Source organism: Nocardia xishanensis NBRC 101358, assembly GCF_001613365.1.
GTDB lineage: Bacteria > Actinomycetota > Actinomycetes > Mycobacteriales > Mycobacteriaceae > Nocardia > Nocardia xishanensis.
Window position 1 is genome coordinate 274,674 of record NZ_BDCF01000008.1, and the last position, 15,482, is coordinate 290,155.

At 69.2% G+C, this 15,482-nt stretch carries 14 protein-coding genes; 9 read left to right on the top strand and 5 right to left on the bottom strand.

The window, feature by feature from the left end; genetic code table 11:
* Positions 1-306 precede the first annotated feature (306 nt).
* From NX1_RS09330 to NX1_RS09365, 8 genes are read left to right on the top strand one after another with little or no spacing between them, the layout of a single operon-like run.
* On the top strand, positions 307-1,149 hold the full coding sequence (locus NX1_RS09330) for an MlaE family ABC transporter permease (RefSeq protein WP_068056629.1): 843 nt from the start codon (positions 307-309) through the stop codon (positions 1,147-1,149).
* Between the two features lies 1 nt (position 1,150).
* A complete protein-coding gene (locus tag NX1_RS09335) occupies positions 1,151-2,017 on the top strand; it encodes an ABC transporter permease (protein ID WP_068056631.1) in 867 nt (288 codons plus the stop codon).
* A gap of 4 nt (positions 2,018-2,021) precedes the next feature.
* Entirely contained in the window at positions 2,022-3,080 is a 1,059-nt protein-coding gene (locus tag NX1_RS09340; RefSeq protein ID WP_068056632.1) for an MlaD family protein, read from the top strand.
* Positions 3,077-4,099, top strand: coding sequence for an MCE family protein (locus tag NX1_RS09345; RefSeq protein WP_157119638.1), 1,023 nt, complete (start codon positions 3,077-3,079; stop codon positions 4,097-4,099). The genes NX1_RS09340 and NX1_RS09345 overlap by 4 nt, the downstream gene beginning before the upstream one ends.
* Positions 4,087-5,121: an MlaD family protein gene (locus NX1_RS09350; RefSeq protein WP_084501266.1), complete on the top strand. Its 1,035-nt coding sequence runs from the start codon at positions 4,087-4,089 to the stop codon at positions 5,119-5,121. Before NX1_RS09345 ends, NX1_RS09350 begins: the two co-directional genes overlap by 13 nt.
* Before the next feature lie 3 nt (positions 5,122-5,124).
* The gene (locus tag NX1_RS09355) at positions 5,125-6,222 is read left to right on the top strand and encodes an MlaD family protein (protein WP_068056634.1); all 1,098 of its coding nucleotides are present in this window, start codon (positions 5,125-5,127) and stop codon (positions 6,220-6,222) included.
* Positions 6,219-7,298, top strand: a complete 1,080-nt coding sequence (locus NX1_RS09360) for an MlaD family protein (RefSeq protein ID WP_068056636.1) — start codon at positions 6,219-6,221, stop codon at positions 7,296-7,298. Before NX1_RS09355 ends, NX1_RS09360 begins: the two co-directional genes overlap by 4 nt.
* Positions 7,295-8,338 (top strand): MlaD family protein, encoded by a 1,044-nt coding sequence (locus NX1_RS09365; protein ID WP_084501267.1) that lies wholly within the window; start codon positions 7,295-7,297, stop codon positions 8,336-8,338. Before NX1_RS09360 ends, NX1_RS09365 begins: the two co-directional genes overlap by 4 nt.
* A 14-nt stretch (positions 8,339-8,352) precedes the next feature.
* On the opposite strand, the gene NX1_RS09370 is transcribed toward NX1_RS09365, so the two are convergent.
* The 4 genes from NX1_RS09370 to NX1_RS09385 all read right to left on the bottom strand — a co-directional run bounded on the left by NX1_RS09370 (position 8,353) and on the right by NX1_RS09385 (position 13,190).
* Positions 8,353-8,835 carry a PLAT/LH2 domain-containing protein gene (locus NX1_RS09370; RefSeq protein ID WP_157119639.1) on the bottom strand — a complete coding sequence of 161 codons (483 nt, stop codon included), beginning with the start codon at positions 8,833-8,835 and terminating at the stop codon, positions 8,353-8,355.
* 190 nt (positions 8,836-9,025) lie between these two features.
* A complete protein-coding gene (locus NX1_RS09375; RefSeq protein ID WP_068056641.1) occupies positions 9,026-9,247 on the bottom strand; it encodes a hypothetical protein in 222 nt (73 codons plus the stop codon).
* Complete coding sequence (locus NX1_RS09380) at positions 9,248-9,904, bottom strand: pentapeptide repeat-containing protein (RefSeq protein ID WP_068056643.1); 657 nt, start codon at positions 9,902-9,904, stop codon at positions 9,248-9,250.
* 76 nt (positions 9,905-9,980) lie between these two features.
* A complete protein-coding gene (locus NX1_RS09385; protein ID WP_444980705.1) occupies positions 9,981-13,190 on the bottom strand; it encodes an acetyl-CoA carboxylase family protein in 3,210 nt (1,069 codons plus the stop codon).
* A gap of 28 nt (positions 13,191-13,218) precedes the next feature.
* Here NX1_RS09385 and NX1_RS09390 point away from each other — a divergent pair, with 28 nt between their 5' ends.
* Positions 13,219-13,830 (top strand): TetR/AcrR family transcriptional regulator, encoded by a 612-nt coding sequence (locus NX1_RS09390; protein WP_218024089.1) that lies wholly within the window; start codon positions 13,219-13,221, stop codon positions 13,828-13,830.
* A gap of 49 nt (positions 13,831-13,879) precedes the next feature.
* On the opposite strand, the gene NX1_RS09395 is transcribed toward NX1_RS09390, so the two are convergent.
* The gene (locus tag NX1_RS09395) at positions 13,880-15,379 is read right to left on the bottom strand and encodes a flavin-containing monooxygenase (protein ID WP_068056649.1); all 1,500 of its coding nucleotides are present in this window, start codon (positions 15,377-15,379) and stop codon (positions 13,880-13,882) included.
* Between the last annotated feature and the right edge of the window lie 103 nt (positions 15,380-15,482).

Sequence of the window (15,482 nt, forward strand, 5' to 3'; positions counted from 1 at the left end):
TGGTCACCCGCTTGAAACAGTGTACGCAGCCGAGCGTCCGCCGGGGCGCGTCGCGCCGGAATGCGACCGTCTCGTATATCGGTTTGCTCACGGCGGCAATGAATTTCGCGCTAACCCAGGGTCGCCGCCCAGTCACGGGGTAAATTGACATCGTTGTATTCGATTGTGACGCAGACTACTTCCAATCGGCAGAAGTGTCGGCAGTCACGGATTATCGCGGCATCGGGCTACCCAGAAGCGCCAGATGTCGGCGACCCGCGCCGAGGCGGATCGGCGTGTGCGCAACGGGGGATGCAGGGAGGAACGATGAAGGAGGCGGCACCGGCCTCGGACGGGGGCGCGATCCGGATCGCGCGGGAAAACGTCGGCGCCACAGCGGTTTCCAGCGTGCGCACGTTCGGCCGTGCGGTCGATCTCGGCATCGAGTCGGTGCGCGGCGCGGTCTCCGATCTGATCGGCCTGCGGTTCCAGTGGCAGGAGATGCTGCGCCAGGCTTGGTATTTGGTGACCGTGACGACGCTGCCCGCGGTGTTGATGGCGGTGCCGTTCGGCGTGGTGGTCTCGGTGCAGGTGGGCAACCTGATCCATCAACTCGGCGCCGACTCCATGATCGGCGCGGCGGGCGGCCTCGGCGTGATCCAGCAGGGCGCGCCGATCGCCACCGGATTGCTGCTCGGCGGCGCCGGCGCCTCGGCCATCGCCGCCGACCTCGGTGCGCGGACCGTGCGCGAGGAGATAGACGCGTTGCGCACCATGGGAATCAGTCCCGTGCACCGGCTCGTCATCCCGCGGGTGGCGGCGATGCTGTTCGTCGCGCCCCTGCTGAACGTGCTCATCATCTTCGTCGGCGTGGTGTCCGGCTACGCGGTGGCGATCAGCGCGCAGAACGTGACGCCGGGCAGCTATTGGGCGACGTTCGGCTCCTTCGCGGTCGTCGCCGATGTGTGGATCTCGCTGGCCAAGGCGATGTTGTTCGGCTTCTTGGTGGTGATCATCGCCTGCCAGCGCGGGCTGGAGGCCAAGGGCGGGCCGCGCGGCGTCGCGGACGGCGTCAACGCCGCCGTGGTGATCTCGGTGGCGTCGATCATCGTGGTCAACCTGGTGATCACCCAGATCGTGACGATGTTCCTGCCGCTGCGGGTGGCCTGAGATGACGGCGACACCCTACGCACCCAAAGGCCTCGGCTGGGCGTATCGCGCCGTCCGCAATCGCGGCCGGGTTCTCGCCCCTGTCGAGACCACCGGCTTCCTGCTCGGCTTCGTCTTTCAGGCGCTGTGGGCGATACCGCTGACGCTGCGCCGCTATCGCACCCAGACGATGCGCACCATCACCGACATGACCTGGGGCCGTGGTTCGGTCATCGTCGGCGGCGGCACCGTGCCGATGCTGGTGGTGCTCGGCGTCGCGATGGGTGCCGGCGTCGGCATCCAATCCTTCGCCGCGCTGGACCTGATCGGCCTCGGGCCGGTCACAGGCGTGGTGTCGGCTTTCGCGAACACCAGGGAACTCGCACCGATCGCGGCGGCGATCGGCTTCGCCGCGCAGGCGGGCTGCCGGATGACCGCGGAGATCGGCTCGATGCGCATCTCCGAGGAGATCGACGCCATCGAGTCGCTCGGATTGCGTTCGGTGCCTTTCGTCGTCACCACGCGGGTCATCGCGGGCGCCGTCGCGATCGTGCCGACCTTCCTGATCGCGCTGATCCTGAGCTATTTGGCCTGTTCGGCGGTGATCGTCCTGCTGCACGGTCAGGCGGGCGGTGTGTACAACCATTACTTCTTCCAATTCACCAGCGGCTACGACGTGCTCGCCGCGGTGATCAAGATCCTGATGTTCGGCGTCACCGTCATCCTGATCCATTGCTACTACGGCCTTTTCGCCTCCGGCGGGCCCGAGGGGGTCGGCATCGCGTCGGGCCGCGCGGTGCGGGCCAGCTTCGTCGCCATCATCGCCCTCGACATGGTGCTCACCATCGTGCTCTGGGGCATCGACTCCGCCATCGAATTCCCGGGATGAGCCCATGCCGAACTACGGACTACCCGGCGTTCCGATGAGCAGGCGCGGTTCCCGCGCCCTCGGCGCCGCCGCGTTGGCGCTGACGGTCGCCGCGGGCCTCACCTGGCGCGCAGGTCTCGACGACCGGCCGCCGGACCGCCTCCAGGTCCAGCTGCGCACCGAGCAGATCGGCGAAGGCGTCGTCGAGGGCACGCGGGTGCGCTACGACGGTGTCACCGTCGGTGAGATCACCGAGATCGCCGCCGTCGGCGCGGGACACCAGCTGCTCACGCTCGATCTCGACAAGACGCAGACCGCGGGCCTCACCGACGCGCTCACCGTGGACTACGCGCCGGAGAACCTGTTCGGTATCAGCGCGCTCACGCTGCGGGCCGCGGCGGGCGGCGCACCGCTCACCGAAGGCGGGATGATCGATCTCGCGGGCGCGCACGCCGACAAGGTCACCGACGTGACCATGGGCAGCCTGCTGCGCGCGCTCACCGCGACCTCCACCGAGGTGCTCACCCCCGAGCTGTCGGAACTGCTCGCCACCGTCAACAGCGAGATGAGCTCGTTCGCCCCGCTCTGGGAGGCGATCGTCACGCTCGGCCGCGCCGTCGCCGATACCCAGCGCTACCCTGCGCCGTACCTGATCGACCAGTACGCGGCCTTCTTCGGCGGCCTCGGCGATTTCGCCTCCGCGACCTTCCGGCTGTTGCACGCGGTGATGAACATCGAGATCTTCCGCCACGACCGGCCGCGCTACGACGCCACCATCACGATGGTCGTCGATGGAGCCCTGCCCAAGATCGGCCTGCTGGGCGACGCGGCGAATCGGCAATTGTCCAGCTACACAGCGGAACTGACGCCGCTCGTCGCCGTGCTCGCGGCCACGGTGCCCGCGCCGGGACGCTCGCGCGCCGAGGCCGCCGCGTTGGTCGATCGGCTCGAGCGCCTGTTCTCCGACACCCCCGATGGGCCCGCGCTGAATGTGGCCGTGACCCTGCGCGGTATGCCAGGGCTCGCGGTGCCGCTGCTCGGACCGTCCGGATTCGCGGCGATCGGCGCGGGAGGTGCGCGATGACGGCCCTGCCGATCCGTGCCGTGGTGTGGCGGCTCGGGCTGTTCGCGGCCGCGATGGTCGTACTGCTCGCCGTCGTCGTGCAGGCGATCACCCGCCCGGTCGATGGCGAGACCGGTTCCTACACGGCCGAATTCACCGACGTGAGCGGGCTGAAGACCGGCGACGACGTCCGGATGTTCGGCGTGTCGGTCGGCAAGGTCGCCGAGATCGGACGGGCGGGCAACAACGCCCGCGTCACCTTCACCGTCCGGCGCGACCGTCCTGTCTACGACGCCAGCGTCATCGCCATCCGCTACCAGTCCCTGACCGGTCAGCGTTATGTCGATGTGCGGCAACCGGATCGACCCGGCGCCCAGCTGCGGCCCGGCGCGGCGTTCGGGGTGGCGAGCACGGTGCCTTCGTTCGACATCACCCAGCTGTTCAACGGCTTGCAGCCGGTGATCGCCGAGTTCTCGCCCGGCGCGCTCAATCAGTTCACCGAAAGCGTGCTGGCGGTGATCGAAGGGAACGGGTCCGGCATCGGCCCCGCGCTGGACGCCATCGAGAAGCTCAGTCGCTACACCTCGGATCGGCAGGCGGTGATCGCCACCATCGTGGCCAATCTGCACGGGATCTTCACCCAGATCGGCGGGCGCTCATCGCATCTGGCCACGCTGCTGGACGGCATCGCGGAGGTGTTCAGCGCCTTCCGGGTGAAGCTGGACGGTTTGCTCGACTTCGCCGCCGTGGCTCCCTCGGCGATGGGACCCCTGAACAGCCTGATGGAGACGCTCGGTTTCACCGAGAACAGCAATCCCGACCTGATGACCGACCTGCGGCTGCTGTTCCCCGACCCGCAGGCGACGCTGGACGCGCTCGGCAGGCTGCCTGGTCTGCTCCAGGCGCTCAGCGCCGCGCTGCCGCCCGCGCCTGGCGCCGCCGGACCGGTGTCGATGAGCTGCTCGAAGGGCCCCGTCGCACTCCCCCAGGTGCTTTCGGTGCTGGTCGCCGGACAGAGGATCGCGATATGCAACGGATGATCGAGCGGTCGTTGAATCGGCTCGCGCCGCCGGGATTTTCGCACGATTGGCATGAGGCGGCCAAGAACGCCAGGGAATTCCGGCTCGGCATCCTGGGTGCGCTGTTCGTCACCGCGCTGCTGTTGGCGACCGCGGTGATCTACCTGATTCCGCTGGGCAAGGCCGAGTACACCGCCGATCTGGCGGAGGCGAACTCGGTGAAGGTGGGCGACCAGGTCCGCCTCGCCGGCATCACCGTCGGCTCGGTGACCGCGCTCGAGCTCGGCGAGACGAAGGTGCGGATGACCTTCACGGTGGACCGCGACGTGTTTCTCGGTGACGCGACCAGCCTGGAGATCCGCATGCTCACCGCGGTCGGCGGCCACTACGTCGCGGTGTTCCCCGCGGGTGACCGCGCCCTCGGTTCACGGCCGATCCCGCCGGACCGGGTGCGACTCCCCTACAGTTTGGTGCGCATACTGCAGGACGCCGCGACGCCCGTCGCCCAGGTCGACGGTGAGACGCTGCGCCGGAATCTGGCCGCCCTGCAAGACTCCCTGGACACCAGCCCCGACGCGCTGCGCCAGATGGGCGCCGCGATGCAGTCCTTCGTGGACATCCTGCGCGGGCAGAACCTCGAGGTGTCGCGTGCGCTCGCGGTGCTGGACGAGTACCTGCGCGCGATCGATGTGAACAAATCGCTGATCGGGACGTTCGTTCGCGAGGTCGGCACGCTGCTGACCGTCGGGCTCGGCAAGCGCGCCGAGATCGAATCGGCCCTGACGGTGGCGGCTTCGCTGTTGGCGCGGATCGCGGCGGTGGAGCCGTCCTGGCGGGAGGTGCTCGCGCCGCTGGCCGGGAAGCTGCGCGAACTGCTGCCGCAGCTGGAACAGCTCGGCGCGCAACTGGACGCGGCCATTCCGCAGTGGCAGCGGCTGCGCGAACAACTCGTGGCGATGACCGCCTCCGAGGACGGTGTCGTCATCGATCAGTCGGCGCTGACGGCGACGGTGTGCATTCCGCTGCCGGGATTGGAGTGCTGAGCGATGACACGCATCCTGCGGTCTCAGGGTTTCGTGACCGTCCTCGGCGCGCTGGTGCTGGCGCTGGTCGCCGCGATCGGCTATCTGGTGGTGTTCGATCCCGCACGGAAGACGGTCGCCTACTGCGCCATCATGCCCGACGCCGTCGGCCTGTATCCAGGCAATCACGTGACGGCGCTCGGTATTCCGATCGGCACGGTGAACTCGGTACGTCCCGAGGGCACGGGCGTGCGGGTCGACTTCGAGGTGGAGGCGGACCGCGCGCTGCGCGGCGAGGTCACGGCGACAACGGTCTCCGACACCCTGGTCGCCGATCGCAACCTAGCGGTCCTGGGCGAGCCCGGCGCAGCGCCGTGGGATCGCTCGACGTGCATCACGAAGACCTTCACCCCGAAGAGCATCAGCCAGACGCTCCAGGGCTTCTCGCAGCTCGCCGGCCAGCTGACCGGCGGCGGGAACCCGGGCGAGCGGACCAGGATTCGAGACAGCGTCGTCGCCTTCGAGGCCGCCACCTCGGGGACCGGCCCGGAACTGAACAAGCTGATCACCGACCTCGGCGATGCCCTGCGCGCGCCCGACGCGGCCATCGGGCGCATCGGCGGACTGCTGGACTCCTATAGCAGGCTGATGTCGAGCATCGCGCTGAACTGGGACGACATCGAGATCGTGCTGAGGCAGGCGACCGAGGGCATAGCCTTCATCAACGAGCTCTGGAGCCGCGTGGTGCAGTTGATCGATTCGCTGCTCGTCATCCTGCCGTGGCTGAACGGCGTCGCCCGCGAATACGGCAGGCCGATCCTCGGCGCGCTGGACGGAGCGCTGCCGGGCCTGCGGCTGCTCTCGGCGAATGTCGCCGGTCTGCAACAGCTGGTGTCGATGGTCCCGCCGATCGTGCAGTTCTTCGAGCAGGTGATCGACCCCGTGACCGGGCGACCGCAGTTGACCTACGCAGCGCCGAAGGTCGGACTGCCCCGCGAGGAAGCCGATCGGATCTGCGCCGCACTGAACGCGCTGCGTCCCGGCCATTGCGACGGCGCCGAAAACGGTTTGGCCGACGTGAATCTCGTGTCCCTGGTGCTCGGAACGGTAGGTGCCCGATGACCGTGCGATCCGTCCGGCGGGCCACGCTCGCCCCGGCCGTGGCGGCCGCCCTGCTGCTGCCCGGATGCGGATTCGATCCCGCCCAGGTTCCGGTGCCCGGCGCGACCGTGTCCGGCCCGACCTACCAGGTACGCATCGAGCTGGCCAACGCGCTCAACCTGCCCGCCCGGGCCAAGGTGGTCGCAAACGGCGCGCAGATCGGCAGCCTGCGCGAGGTCCGGGTGGTCGACCCGACGCCGGAGCAGCCCGGCCGGGTCGAGGCGGTCGTCGAGATCGCCGACGCGGTGCGACTGCCGGTGAGCACCACCGTCCAGCTGCGCCAGAACACCATCCTCGGCGACATCTACATCGGACTCACCACGCCCACAGGTGATTTCGACCGCGTCATCGCGCCGGGCGGCACCATCCCGCTGGCGCGGACCCGCCCCGCGCTCCAGGTCGAGGATCTGCTCGCGGGCATGTCGACCTTCGTCGGCGGCGGAGCGTTGCAGCAGATGCAGGCCATCGTCGACCGCGTCAACGCGACGCTGCCGCAACAGCCCGCCGAGACCGCGCGGATCTTCGACGTTCTTGGCCGCGACGTGTCCGACGTGGCCGCGGACATGGCTGTGGTGGACCGGTTCCTCGACACGATCCAGCGCGATCTCGATGTGGCGCTACGCAATCCGCGCGAGCTCGACGCGTTGCTCAGCGAGCGCGGCGCGGTGGAGATCCCCGCCGACGCGACATCACTGGTGCTCACCCTCGGCGTGGTAGGCGGGCTCGGCATCGTCGGGCACGCGATCGCCTGGCTCGCTCCGCTACTCGAGGCGGGCGACGAGGCCGCGAAAGCATTGGTGCCGTTGCTTTTCGCGGACCGGCCGCTGGATCTGAGCGCGCCGTCGAATCTGAACCGGGTGGTGTCGCTGCTCCGCGACAAGATCATTCCGTTCGTGGAGCGCGGGCCGAAACTGAACGTCGGCACGGTGTTCGTGGCGGGAACAGGAACCGCGGAAGGGGCGCCTACGCCGGTCGCCGCCGACGAGCAGGTGCAGCGGATCATCGCCACCCTCAGGATGATCGGAGTCGTGCGATGAACGTCGCCACCGAACCCGCCTACTCCGGCTACGTTCCCCGGGCCCCGAGCGCAGGCGACGAGATACTGCGGCGGCTCGGACCGCTCGCTTCGCTGGGCGCCATCGCGGCGATTCTGCTGATCGGCGTGGGATACCTGAGCTTCGGCGTGGTGCGGGTCGGCTGGTTCACCGAGTACACCGAGGCCACGATGACGGTCCCGGATTCCGGCGGCCTGCTGCCGCGATCCAAGGTGCTGCTCTCCGGAATCCAGATCGGGCAGGTCACCGCGGTGACACACACCCGCGAAAGCATCGAGGTGGCCTTCCGTTACGACGCCGGATACCGGGTGCCCGCGAACAGTTCGGTCCGCATCGAGACGCTCTCCGCGCTGGGCGAACCGTATCTGGAGTTCCGGCCGACGGCCGCGGACGGGCCGTACCTGCGCGACGGCGACCGGCTCACGGCCGCCTCGGTACAGCGGCCGGTGTCGATCCCCGAGGTCGCCCGCACCGCGACCCAACTGCTCGAGCAGGTCGATCCGGCGACGGTGGCCGCCATCATCGACAACTTCAGCACCGGCCTCGCTGGCACCGAGGCGGTGATCCCGCAACTGTCCAGGGCGGGCGATCTGCTGGCGGCCACGCTGCTGAGCCGCACCGACTTGATCCGCAGGCTGCTGGTCGACATGCAGGCCCACGTCACCGACATGACATGGGCGGGAGGCGAATTGGCCGCCGCCGCCACACCGTGGGCCGAGTTCGGACCGCGGGTCAGCGAGGTGGCCGCGGCGATCGCGCGCGTCGTGCGGATCGGCGACACCCCGGCCGACTACCTCACCGACACCGCGGACGTGATCGGACTGCTCCCCTTCCTCGACGCGCTCACCCAGAAACTCGACCTACTCGGACCGGAACTGCGCGAACTCTTTCCGGCGATCCAGCCGCTGCTGGCCTTGACGACGGGAGTGATCGGCAAGGTCGACCTCGGCAGCCTGATCTCCCAGGCCCTGCACGCCACGACCCCGGACGGTGCGCTTCAGTTACAGATCACCGTCCGGTAGATCAACGACTCCCGTCACGACGGCGGGTTAACCCCGAGCACTCGCAGCCATGCTTGGTGGCCGTACTCGTTGCCGAACCACAATCCCTTGGATCCCGGTGTCGGCAGGATGAAGGCGCGACCGTCGTCTCCTGCTCGCAGAACCACCCGAACGGTGTCGAGCTGATACGCGTCGTCGTCGCTGTCGCCGAAGCCTTTCGCCTGTTTGCGAATGTAGACCTGCTCCACGCTGTCCAGATCTATGTGCAGCGCCGCCGGGTCGCAAGCGCCGCCCGGCTCCGAAAAGTTCGGACGACGCCATTCCGGCAACGTTTCCGGCACGTCCCCGAGGACGTACGTGACGCGCGTCCCGGTCTCGAAATCATCGCCTGGCGCATCCAGCGGGAATTCCCGACCGCCGTCGGTTCCGTAGACACCGATGTATAGATGGTCATCGGTACCCGAGTTCCTGTTGGCGTGGGTACTCAATTCCACGAGCATTCCTCGAATGTGTGACATTGCGCGTCCTCCTTTCGAATATTTGTCGATGAAATTCGCGTCGCTCGGGCGGATGCCGAAGGCAGCGCTGCTCCGCCGCGGATGTCAGATAGTTGTGTTGGCTACCGCGTACCGCGCTGACGGGCATCGGACCTCCGCAGAGCGACGCGTCTCCCACAGTTCCCCTGCTGGTGCTCCGGAACACGAGTAATCAGCTACCCGATTGCGTCGCTGCTGCGCGGAGATCGCTGTCGGCAGTGAGCGCCCACTGATCGAGCGCGCCGAGGGTTGCCCGAACAGCGTCGCTGCGCGAGACCACGACATTGGTGTTGATTTCTCTGCGGTTGCTGTCGGAACGCTGAGTAGTGCCTACTCGTTCCTCGGACAACGCCGCCTCACCGGCGAAGTAGCGCGACATGCCGACCTTCGGCAATTACGGCCACGACTCCTCGGCCACGGTGATGCCGAGGGCGCCGGCGAAGCTCGGGGCCAGGTCCATCAGTTGTAGCGGGGTGATGGTGGTGCCGCGCAGGCCCTCGATTCCGTCGGCGATGCCGATGCGGGTGGCGCCGCGCAGGTCGACCTCGCGCATCGTGGTCTTGGTCAGCGAGAGGTCCGTCAGCGTGGAGCCGGGGAAGCTCACCGTGGTGAGGTCCGCGTCGCCGAAATCGGTGTGCCGCAGGACACAGTCGACGAACGAGACCTCGCGCAGTTTCGCGCGGCGGAAGTTGACCGAGTCGAATTTGCACCCTTCGAACCGGACGCGGCGCAGCACCGCGCCGCCCGCGTCCACGCCGGAGAAAGCGCCTTCGACGAATTCGGCATCCTGCCACGAGGTGTCGGAAAGATCGGTGCCGATCCAGGCGACGGCGCGCAACCAGACGTCGGTGAACCGGCCGTAGCGAAAGCTGCCCCGGGTGACCGTGAGCGAGCCGAACGCGGATTCGGCGAAGCGCACGTGCTCGGCCCCGAGGTGTTCGAGCTGCCGATCGCCGACGTGGACGCAGTCGTAATCGCCCTCGCGCTCCGGCTCTTCCCGCAACGGCGTCAGGTACCGCGCGAACGGCAGATCCGCCAGCTCACGTGCCACGCCTCACCTCCCCAACTCGGTCGACAACGGTCGGTTCTGTCTACCAGTAGCCACCGACAACCGGCGTCCGACCCGGTCAGCGCAGTATTCGCAGCCAACGGCGGGTGTCGGCGGGGTCGATGACGTCGTCGAGCTCCAGCACGGTCGCCGCGGTGAGCGCCTTGCCGTTGGCGTAGGCCAGCTGCACGAGGTTGTCGAAGGCCGTCTGCCGATCGCCGGGGTCCTCGATGGCGGCCAGTTCCTTGGCGAAGCCGAGGCGCACCGCCCCCTCCAGGCCCATACCGCCGATCTCGCCGGTCGGCCAAGCGATCACGAATCGCGGCGCACGGAACGAGCCCGCGGCCATGGCCTGCGCGCCCAGGCCGTAGCCCTTGCGCAGGATCACCGTGCCCCACGGCACCGAAAGCGCGGCCGCGTCGATGAACAGGCGACTGAACTTGGTCACCGTCGCGTGCGTCTCCGCCTCCGGACCGACCATGAAACCCGGCGTGTCACAGAGCGATACGATCGGCAGCCCGTGCGCGTCGCAGAGCCGGAGGAACATGGACAGCTTGTCGGCGGCGGGCGCGTCGATGGCGCCGCCGAGGTGGTGGCAGTCGTTGGCGATCAGGCCGAACGGCCGCCCCTCGACGCGCACCAAGGCGGTGACGATGCCGGCGCCCCAGTCCCTGCGCAGTTCCAGCACCGAACCGACGTCGGCGATCGCGGCGATCGCGGCGCGAATGTCGAAGGCGCGCAAGCGATTCTCGGGCACCACGTGGCGCGCCAGCCTGGCATCAGGGGCCGTCCATTCGGTCTCGTCGCCTTGGAAATAACTTAGACAGCGTCGCGCGAGGTCGACCGCTTCGGCTTCGTCGGCCGCGACCAGATGCACCACGCCGTTGCGGCGCTGCACCTCGATCGGCCCGATGTCCTCCGGCGCGTAGACGCCGAGGCCGCCGCCTTCGATCATGGCGGGCCCGCCCATGCCGATGTTCGCGTCGGGGGTGGCGATCACGACATCGCACATGCCGAGCAGGGCGGCGTTGCCCGCGAAGCAGCGGCCGGAGACGATACCGATCAGCGGCACCCGGCCGGACAGCGCGCCCATGGCGCGGAAGGTGGTGACGTCGAGGCCCGAGATACCCGCGTAGTCGGTGTCGCCGGGACGACCGCCGCCGCCTTCGGTGAAGAACAGCACCGGAAGTCGCTGTTCGCGCGCAAGTTCCAGCATGCGGTCGGTCTTGACGTGATTGCGCATGCCCTGGGTGCCCGCGAGCACCGTGTAGTCGTAGGAGAGAACCGCCGCACGGGCCGCGTCCACCCCGAAGCGGTCGGCGTTGATCGTCGCCAGGCCGGTGATCAGGCCGTCCGCCGGCGTGTTGGCGATGAGATCCTCGGGGCTGCGGCGCGACCGCTGCGCGGCGACCGCGAGCGCTCCGTATTCTACGAAGCTGTCCGCGTCCACCAGATCGGCGATGTTCTCGCGGGCCGTGCGGCGGCCGAGCCGGTGGCGTTTGGCGACGGCCTCGGGCCTGGCCGCGTCCAGGCCGATGCTATGTCGCTCGTGAACCTCGGCGAGATCGGCGCGGATCGCGTCCAGGTCCACGGCGGCGACGTCGGCGGATTCGCCGTCGTGCTCGGTCGCGGCCCAGACCAGCAGCGCGGTGTGCGGGTCGACCGTGTCGCCGGGCGCGACGAGATGCCGCAGCACGCGCAGCGGCTGTTCGGCGCGCAGCACGTGCTGCATCTTCATGGCTTCCAGCACGGCGACTTCGCCGCCGGGGGCGACCACGGAGCCCGCTTCGACCAGGCTCACCACCGTGCCGCCCATCGGCGTGCACAGCGCGGTCTCGCCGTCGAGCAGCGGGTCGGGCTCGCGCGCGGCCGCGGCATCGGCGGAGCTGTCGACCGAGGGCAGGGCGGCGGCGAGATCCGCTGCGCGCGCCGCGAATTCGGCGGCGCGCTGCTCGAACCACGAGGTGGTGACCGCGTCGCTGTCCGCGAGCTCGTCGAGCGCCGCGCGTAGCACGGTCGCGTTGGTGTCCACCCCGGCGACAACCGTCTCGGCCAGCGCGTCCGCGCAGCGCCGCAGCGCGGCTGGATACGACCCGGCACGCGCGATCACCTTCGCCAGCAGCGAATCGAAATGCACGCCGTGCCGCAGTCCCGCGTACAGGCCGGTGTCGACCCGCACGCCGACGCCGGTCGGCGCGGCGAACCGCGTGACCGTGCCGGAGGCGGGCAGCACTTCGCCCGCGGCGGTGATGATCTCGGCGTTCACCCTGGCCTGGATCGCGTAACCGCGCGGCGCGGGATCGGGCAGGTCGAGTCCGGCGAGCGAGGCGCCGCGCGCCAGATCGAACTGGAGCCCGACGAGGTCGGCTCCGGTGACCTCCTCGGTCACGGTGTGCTCCACCTGGAGTCGCGGATTCACCTCGAGGAACCAGTAGTGCGTGCCGCTGACCAGGAATTCGACGGTGATCACCCCGCGACAGCGCACCGATTCGGCGAGCGCGACGGCGTCGGCGTGCAGTTGCTCGCGCACGGCGTCGTCGAGCCAGGGCGCGGGCGCGATCTCGATCAGCTTCTGGTGGCGGCGCTGCACACTGCAATCGCGGTCGCCGAGCGCCATCGCCACGGCGCCGTCCGCGACGACCTGCACCTCGATGTGCCTGGCCGCGGGTACCAACGCCTCCGCGTAGAGGGTGTCGTCGCCGAATCCCGCGCGCGCCTCGGCGCGGCAGTACTCGTAAGCGGCGGGCAGCTCGGCCGGGTCGCGCACCACGCGCATGCCGCGGCCGCCGCCACCGGCCGCGGCCTTCACCATGACGCCTTCCGGATAGCGGGCGAGCAACTCGGCGATCTCGGCCACGCCGGAGCCGGCCCGCGTGGCGGGCAGGACGCGCACGCCCGCGCGCTCGGCCGCGGCGCGGGCGGCGGTCTTGTCGCCGAAGGTACGCAACGCCTCCGGTGACGGGCCGACGAACACCACGTCAGCCGCGGCGCACGCGGCCGCCAAATCCGCGCTCTCGCTGAGGAATCCGTAGCCGGGATGGACCAGCGCGCCGGATTCCGCCTTCCGCGCCGCTGCCACGATGCCCGGCACGTCCAGGTAGGCGGCCGCGCCGTGTCCGTTCAGCTCCACCGCGTCGTCGGCGAGGCGGACGTGCATGGCCTCGCGTTCGTCGGCGGTGTACACCGCGAGCGTGCGATATCCGCGCTCGCGGGCGGTCCGCAGGACACGGACCGCGATTTCTCCTCTGTTGGCCACGACCACATGCATGCCGCCCAGTCTCGTTGACATTGACGTCAACGTCAATGACGATGTTGTGGTGACCTCCTCCGCCTGGTCGGTTCGCGTCGCGCGCGAACGCTCGCACACCGACCGCCACCGTGACCTGCTCGACGCCGCCGTCCGGGTCTTCACCGCGCGTGGCTACGCCGGGACCACCGTCGCGGCCATCACCGCGGAGGCCGGCGTCGCGCGCGCCACGCTGTATGTGTACTTCGCCTCGAAAGAGGAGATCTTCCACGCGCTCGCCGCGCGGGTGCGCGACGACTTCATCGCCGCGCAGGAGCCGGGCCTCACCGGCGGCGATCCACGAAAGACATTGCGCGCCACCATCGATGCCTTCGCGATCGCGGCCCGCGACGCGGGTCCGTTGCTGCGGATGATCGAGGAGCGCGGCGCCATCGATCCGGCGCTGGCCGAGCTCGCGGCCGAGATCGCCGAGCGTCCGACCCGCCGCTTCACCCGGTGGATCGAGCGCCAACGGCGGGCTGCGGCCCTCTCACCGGTCGCCGAGCCGCGCGTGATCGCGGAGACCGTCGGCTACGCGCTGGCCCGCGGCGCACTGGAACGCCGCGACGCGGACCCGGCGGCGTGGGACGAGTACTTACGCAACGTCTACACCATCGCCGAGACGTTGCTCGGCATGCCGTGACACGACTTCGGCCCGCCGAGTCACCGGCGGGCCGAAGCACGGCCGTGGCTCAGGCGCTGCGGGTTTCCAGCAGCGAGGTCGGCCGGTCGGCGGCTCCGCTGAAGCGCAGGACGCCGTCCGCGAGCGGCGCCTTGCGCAGCAGCGCGCGGTCGCGGAAGTAGTTGTTGATCACCTGCCACGGGCCGTTGGTGCCCTGGCGGGGCATCACCGCGTCGCCGCGCTTGATGTAGCCCGAGGTGAGCGCGCCGCCCATCACCGAATCGGCGCCGCGGTCGCCCTCCTCGGCCACCGCGACGAACTTGGTGAGGCCGTTGGACTTCAGGTGGTTGAGCAGGCGGCAGAAGTACTCGGCGGCCAGATCGGCCTTCAGCGTCCACGACGCGTTGGTGTAGCCGAGCACCATCATGGCGTTGGGCACTCCGTCGAGCAGTGCGCCCTTGTACACCACGCGCTCGCGGGTCACCACCGGCTCGCCGTCGATCTCGAGCGACGCGCCGCCGAGCATCTGTACCGACAGGCCCGTCGCGCTGATCACGATGTCGGCCTCGAGTTCCTCGCCGGAGGCCAGCCGGATGCCGGTCTCGGTGAAGGTCTCGATGCGATCGGTGGCGATCGAGGCCTTGCCGCTGCGCAGCACCTTGAACAGGTCGCCGTTGGGCACCACGCACAGCCGCTGGTCCCACGGGTTGTAGGTGGGCGTGAAATGGCGCATGTCCAGGTCGGCGCCGACCTGCAACCGGACCGCGGCGAGCAGCAGCTTCTTGGCCGCGGCCGGGTTGGTGCGGGAGAGCTGGAAACTGGCGCGCTGCAAGGCGATATTGCGCGCCCGGCCGATCCGGTAGGCCAGTTTCGCGGGCACCTTGGCCGCCTTCATGCCGACCGCGACCGGGTCGTCGGCGGGCAACGCGGTGATGTAGGTGGGCGAGCGCTGCAGCATGGTCACGTGCGCGGCGTCCGCGCTCATGGCGGGGATCAGGGTGATCGCGGTGGCGCCGCTGCCGATCACCACCACGCGCTTGCCGCGGTAGTCCAGATCCTCGGGCCAGTGCTGCGGGTGCACGATCTGCCCGCGGAAGTTCTGCTCGCCGGGGAAGTCGGGGCGGTAGCCGTTGTCGTAGTCGTAGTAGCCGGTGCAGCCGACCAGGAAGTTGCTGGTCCACTCCTCGGTGGCGCCGGTCTGCTCGTCGATCGCGGTGACGGTCCACAGCTCGGTCTCGCTGGACCAGCGCGCGACGGTCACCTTGCGGCCGAACCGGATGTGCTCGGTGACGCCGTACTCCGCGGCGGTGTCCTCGATGTACTGGCGGATGTGCGGGCCGTCGGCGAGCACTTTGGTGCCGTGCCACGGACGGAAGCCGTAGCCGAAGGTGTACATGTCCGAGTCGGAGCGAATGCCCGGGTACTTGAACAGGTCCCAGGTTCCGCCGATGGCGCTGCGCCGTTCCAGGATCGCGTAGCTGCGTCCGGTCTGCTCGCGGGTGAGGTGGCAGGCCATCCCGATTCCGGACAGGCCGGCGCCGATGATCAGTACGTCGACATGCCGCGTCATTGAGGTACTCGTTTCGTCTGGTCTCGCACCCGGGCGACGTCGCCCGAGCGTGTTCGTCAAGAGTACATGTTATTGGAAGTAACGTCTATAACGCGAATCCGCT

Coding starts and splice junctions, on each gene's coding strand:
- NX1_RS09345 (WP_157119638.1), top strand. CDS start 3,077: ATGACGGCCCTGCCGATCCGTGCCGTGGTGTGGCGGCTCGGGCTGTTC.
- NX1_RS09365 (WP_084501267.1), top strand. CDS start 7,295: ATGAACGTCGCCACCGAACCCGCCTACTCCGGCTACGTTCCCCGGGCC.
- NX1_RS09360 (WP_068056636.1), top strand. CDS start 6,219: ATGACCGTGCGATCCGTCCGGCGGGCCACGCTCGCCCCGGCCGTGGCG.
- NX1_RS09370 (WP_157119639.1), bottom strand. CDS start 8,835: ATGTCACACATTCGAGGAATGCTCGTGGAATTGAGTACCCACGCCAAC.
- NX1_RS09330 (WP_068056629.1), top strand. CDS start 307: ATGAAGGAGGCGGCACCGGCCTCGGACGGGGGCGCGATCCGGATCGCG.
- NX1_RS09385 (WP_444980705.1), bottom strand. CDS start 13,190: ATGTCAACGAGACTGGGCGGCATGCATGTGGTCGTGGCCAACAGAGGA.
- NX1_RS09355 (WP_068056634.1), top strand. CDS start 5,125: ATGACACGCATCCTGCGGTCTCAGGGTTTCGTGACCGTCCTCGGCGCG.
- NX1_RS09350 (WP_084501266.1), top strand. CDS start 4,087: ATGCAACGGATGATCGAGCGGTCGTTGAATCGGCTCGCGCCGCCGGGA.
- NX1_RS09335 (WP_068056631.1), top strand. CDS start 1,151: ATGACGGCGACACCCTACGCACCCAAAGGCCTCGGCTGGGCGTATCGC.
- NX1_RS09340 (WP_068056632.1), top strand. CDS start 2,022: ATGCCGAACTACGGACTACCCGGCGTTCCGATGAGCAGGCGCGGTTCC.
- NX1_RS09395 (WP_068056649.1), bottom strand. CDS start 15,379: ATGACGCGGCATGTCGACGTACTGATCATCGGCGCCGGCCTGTCCGGA.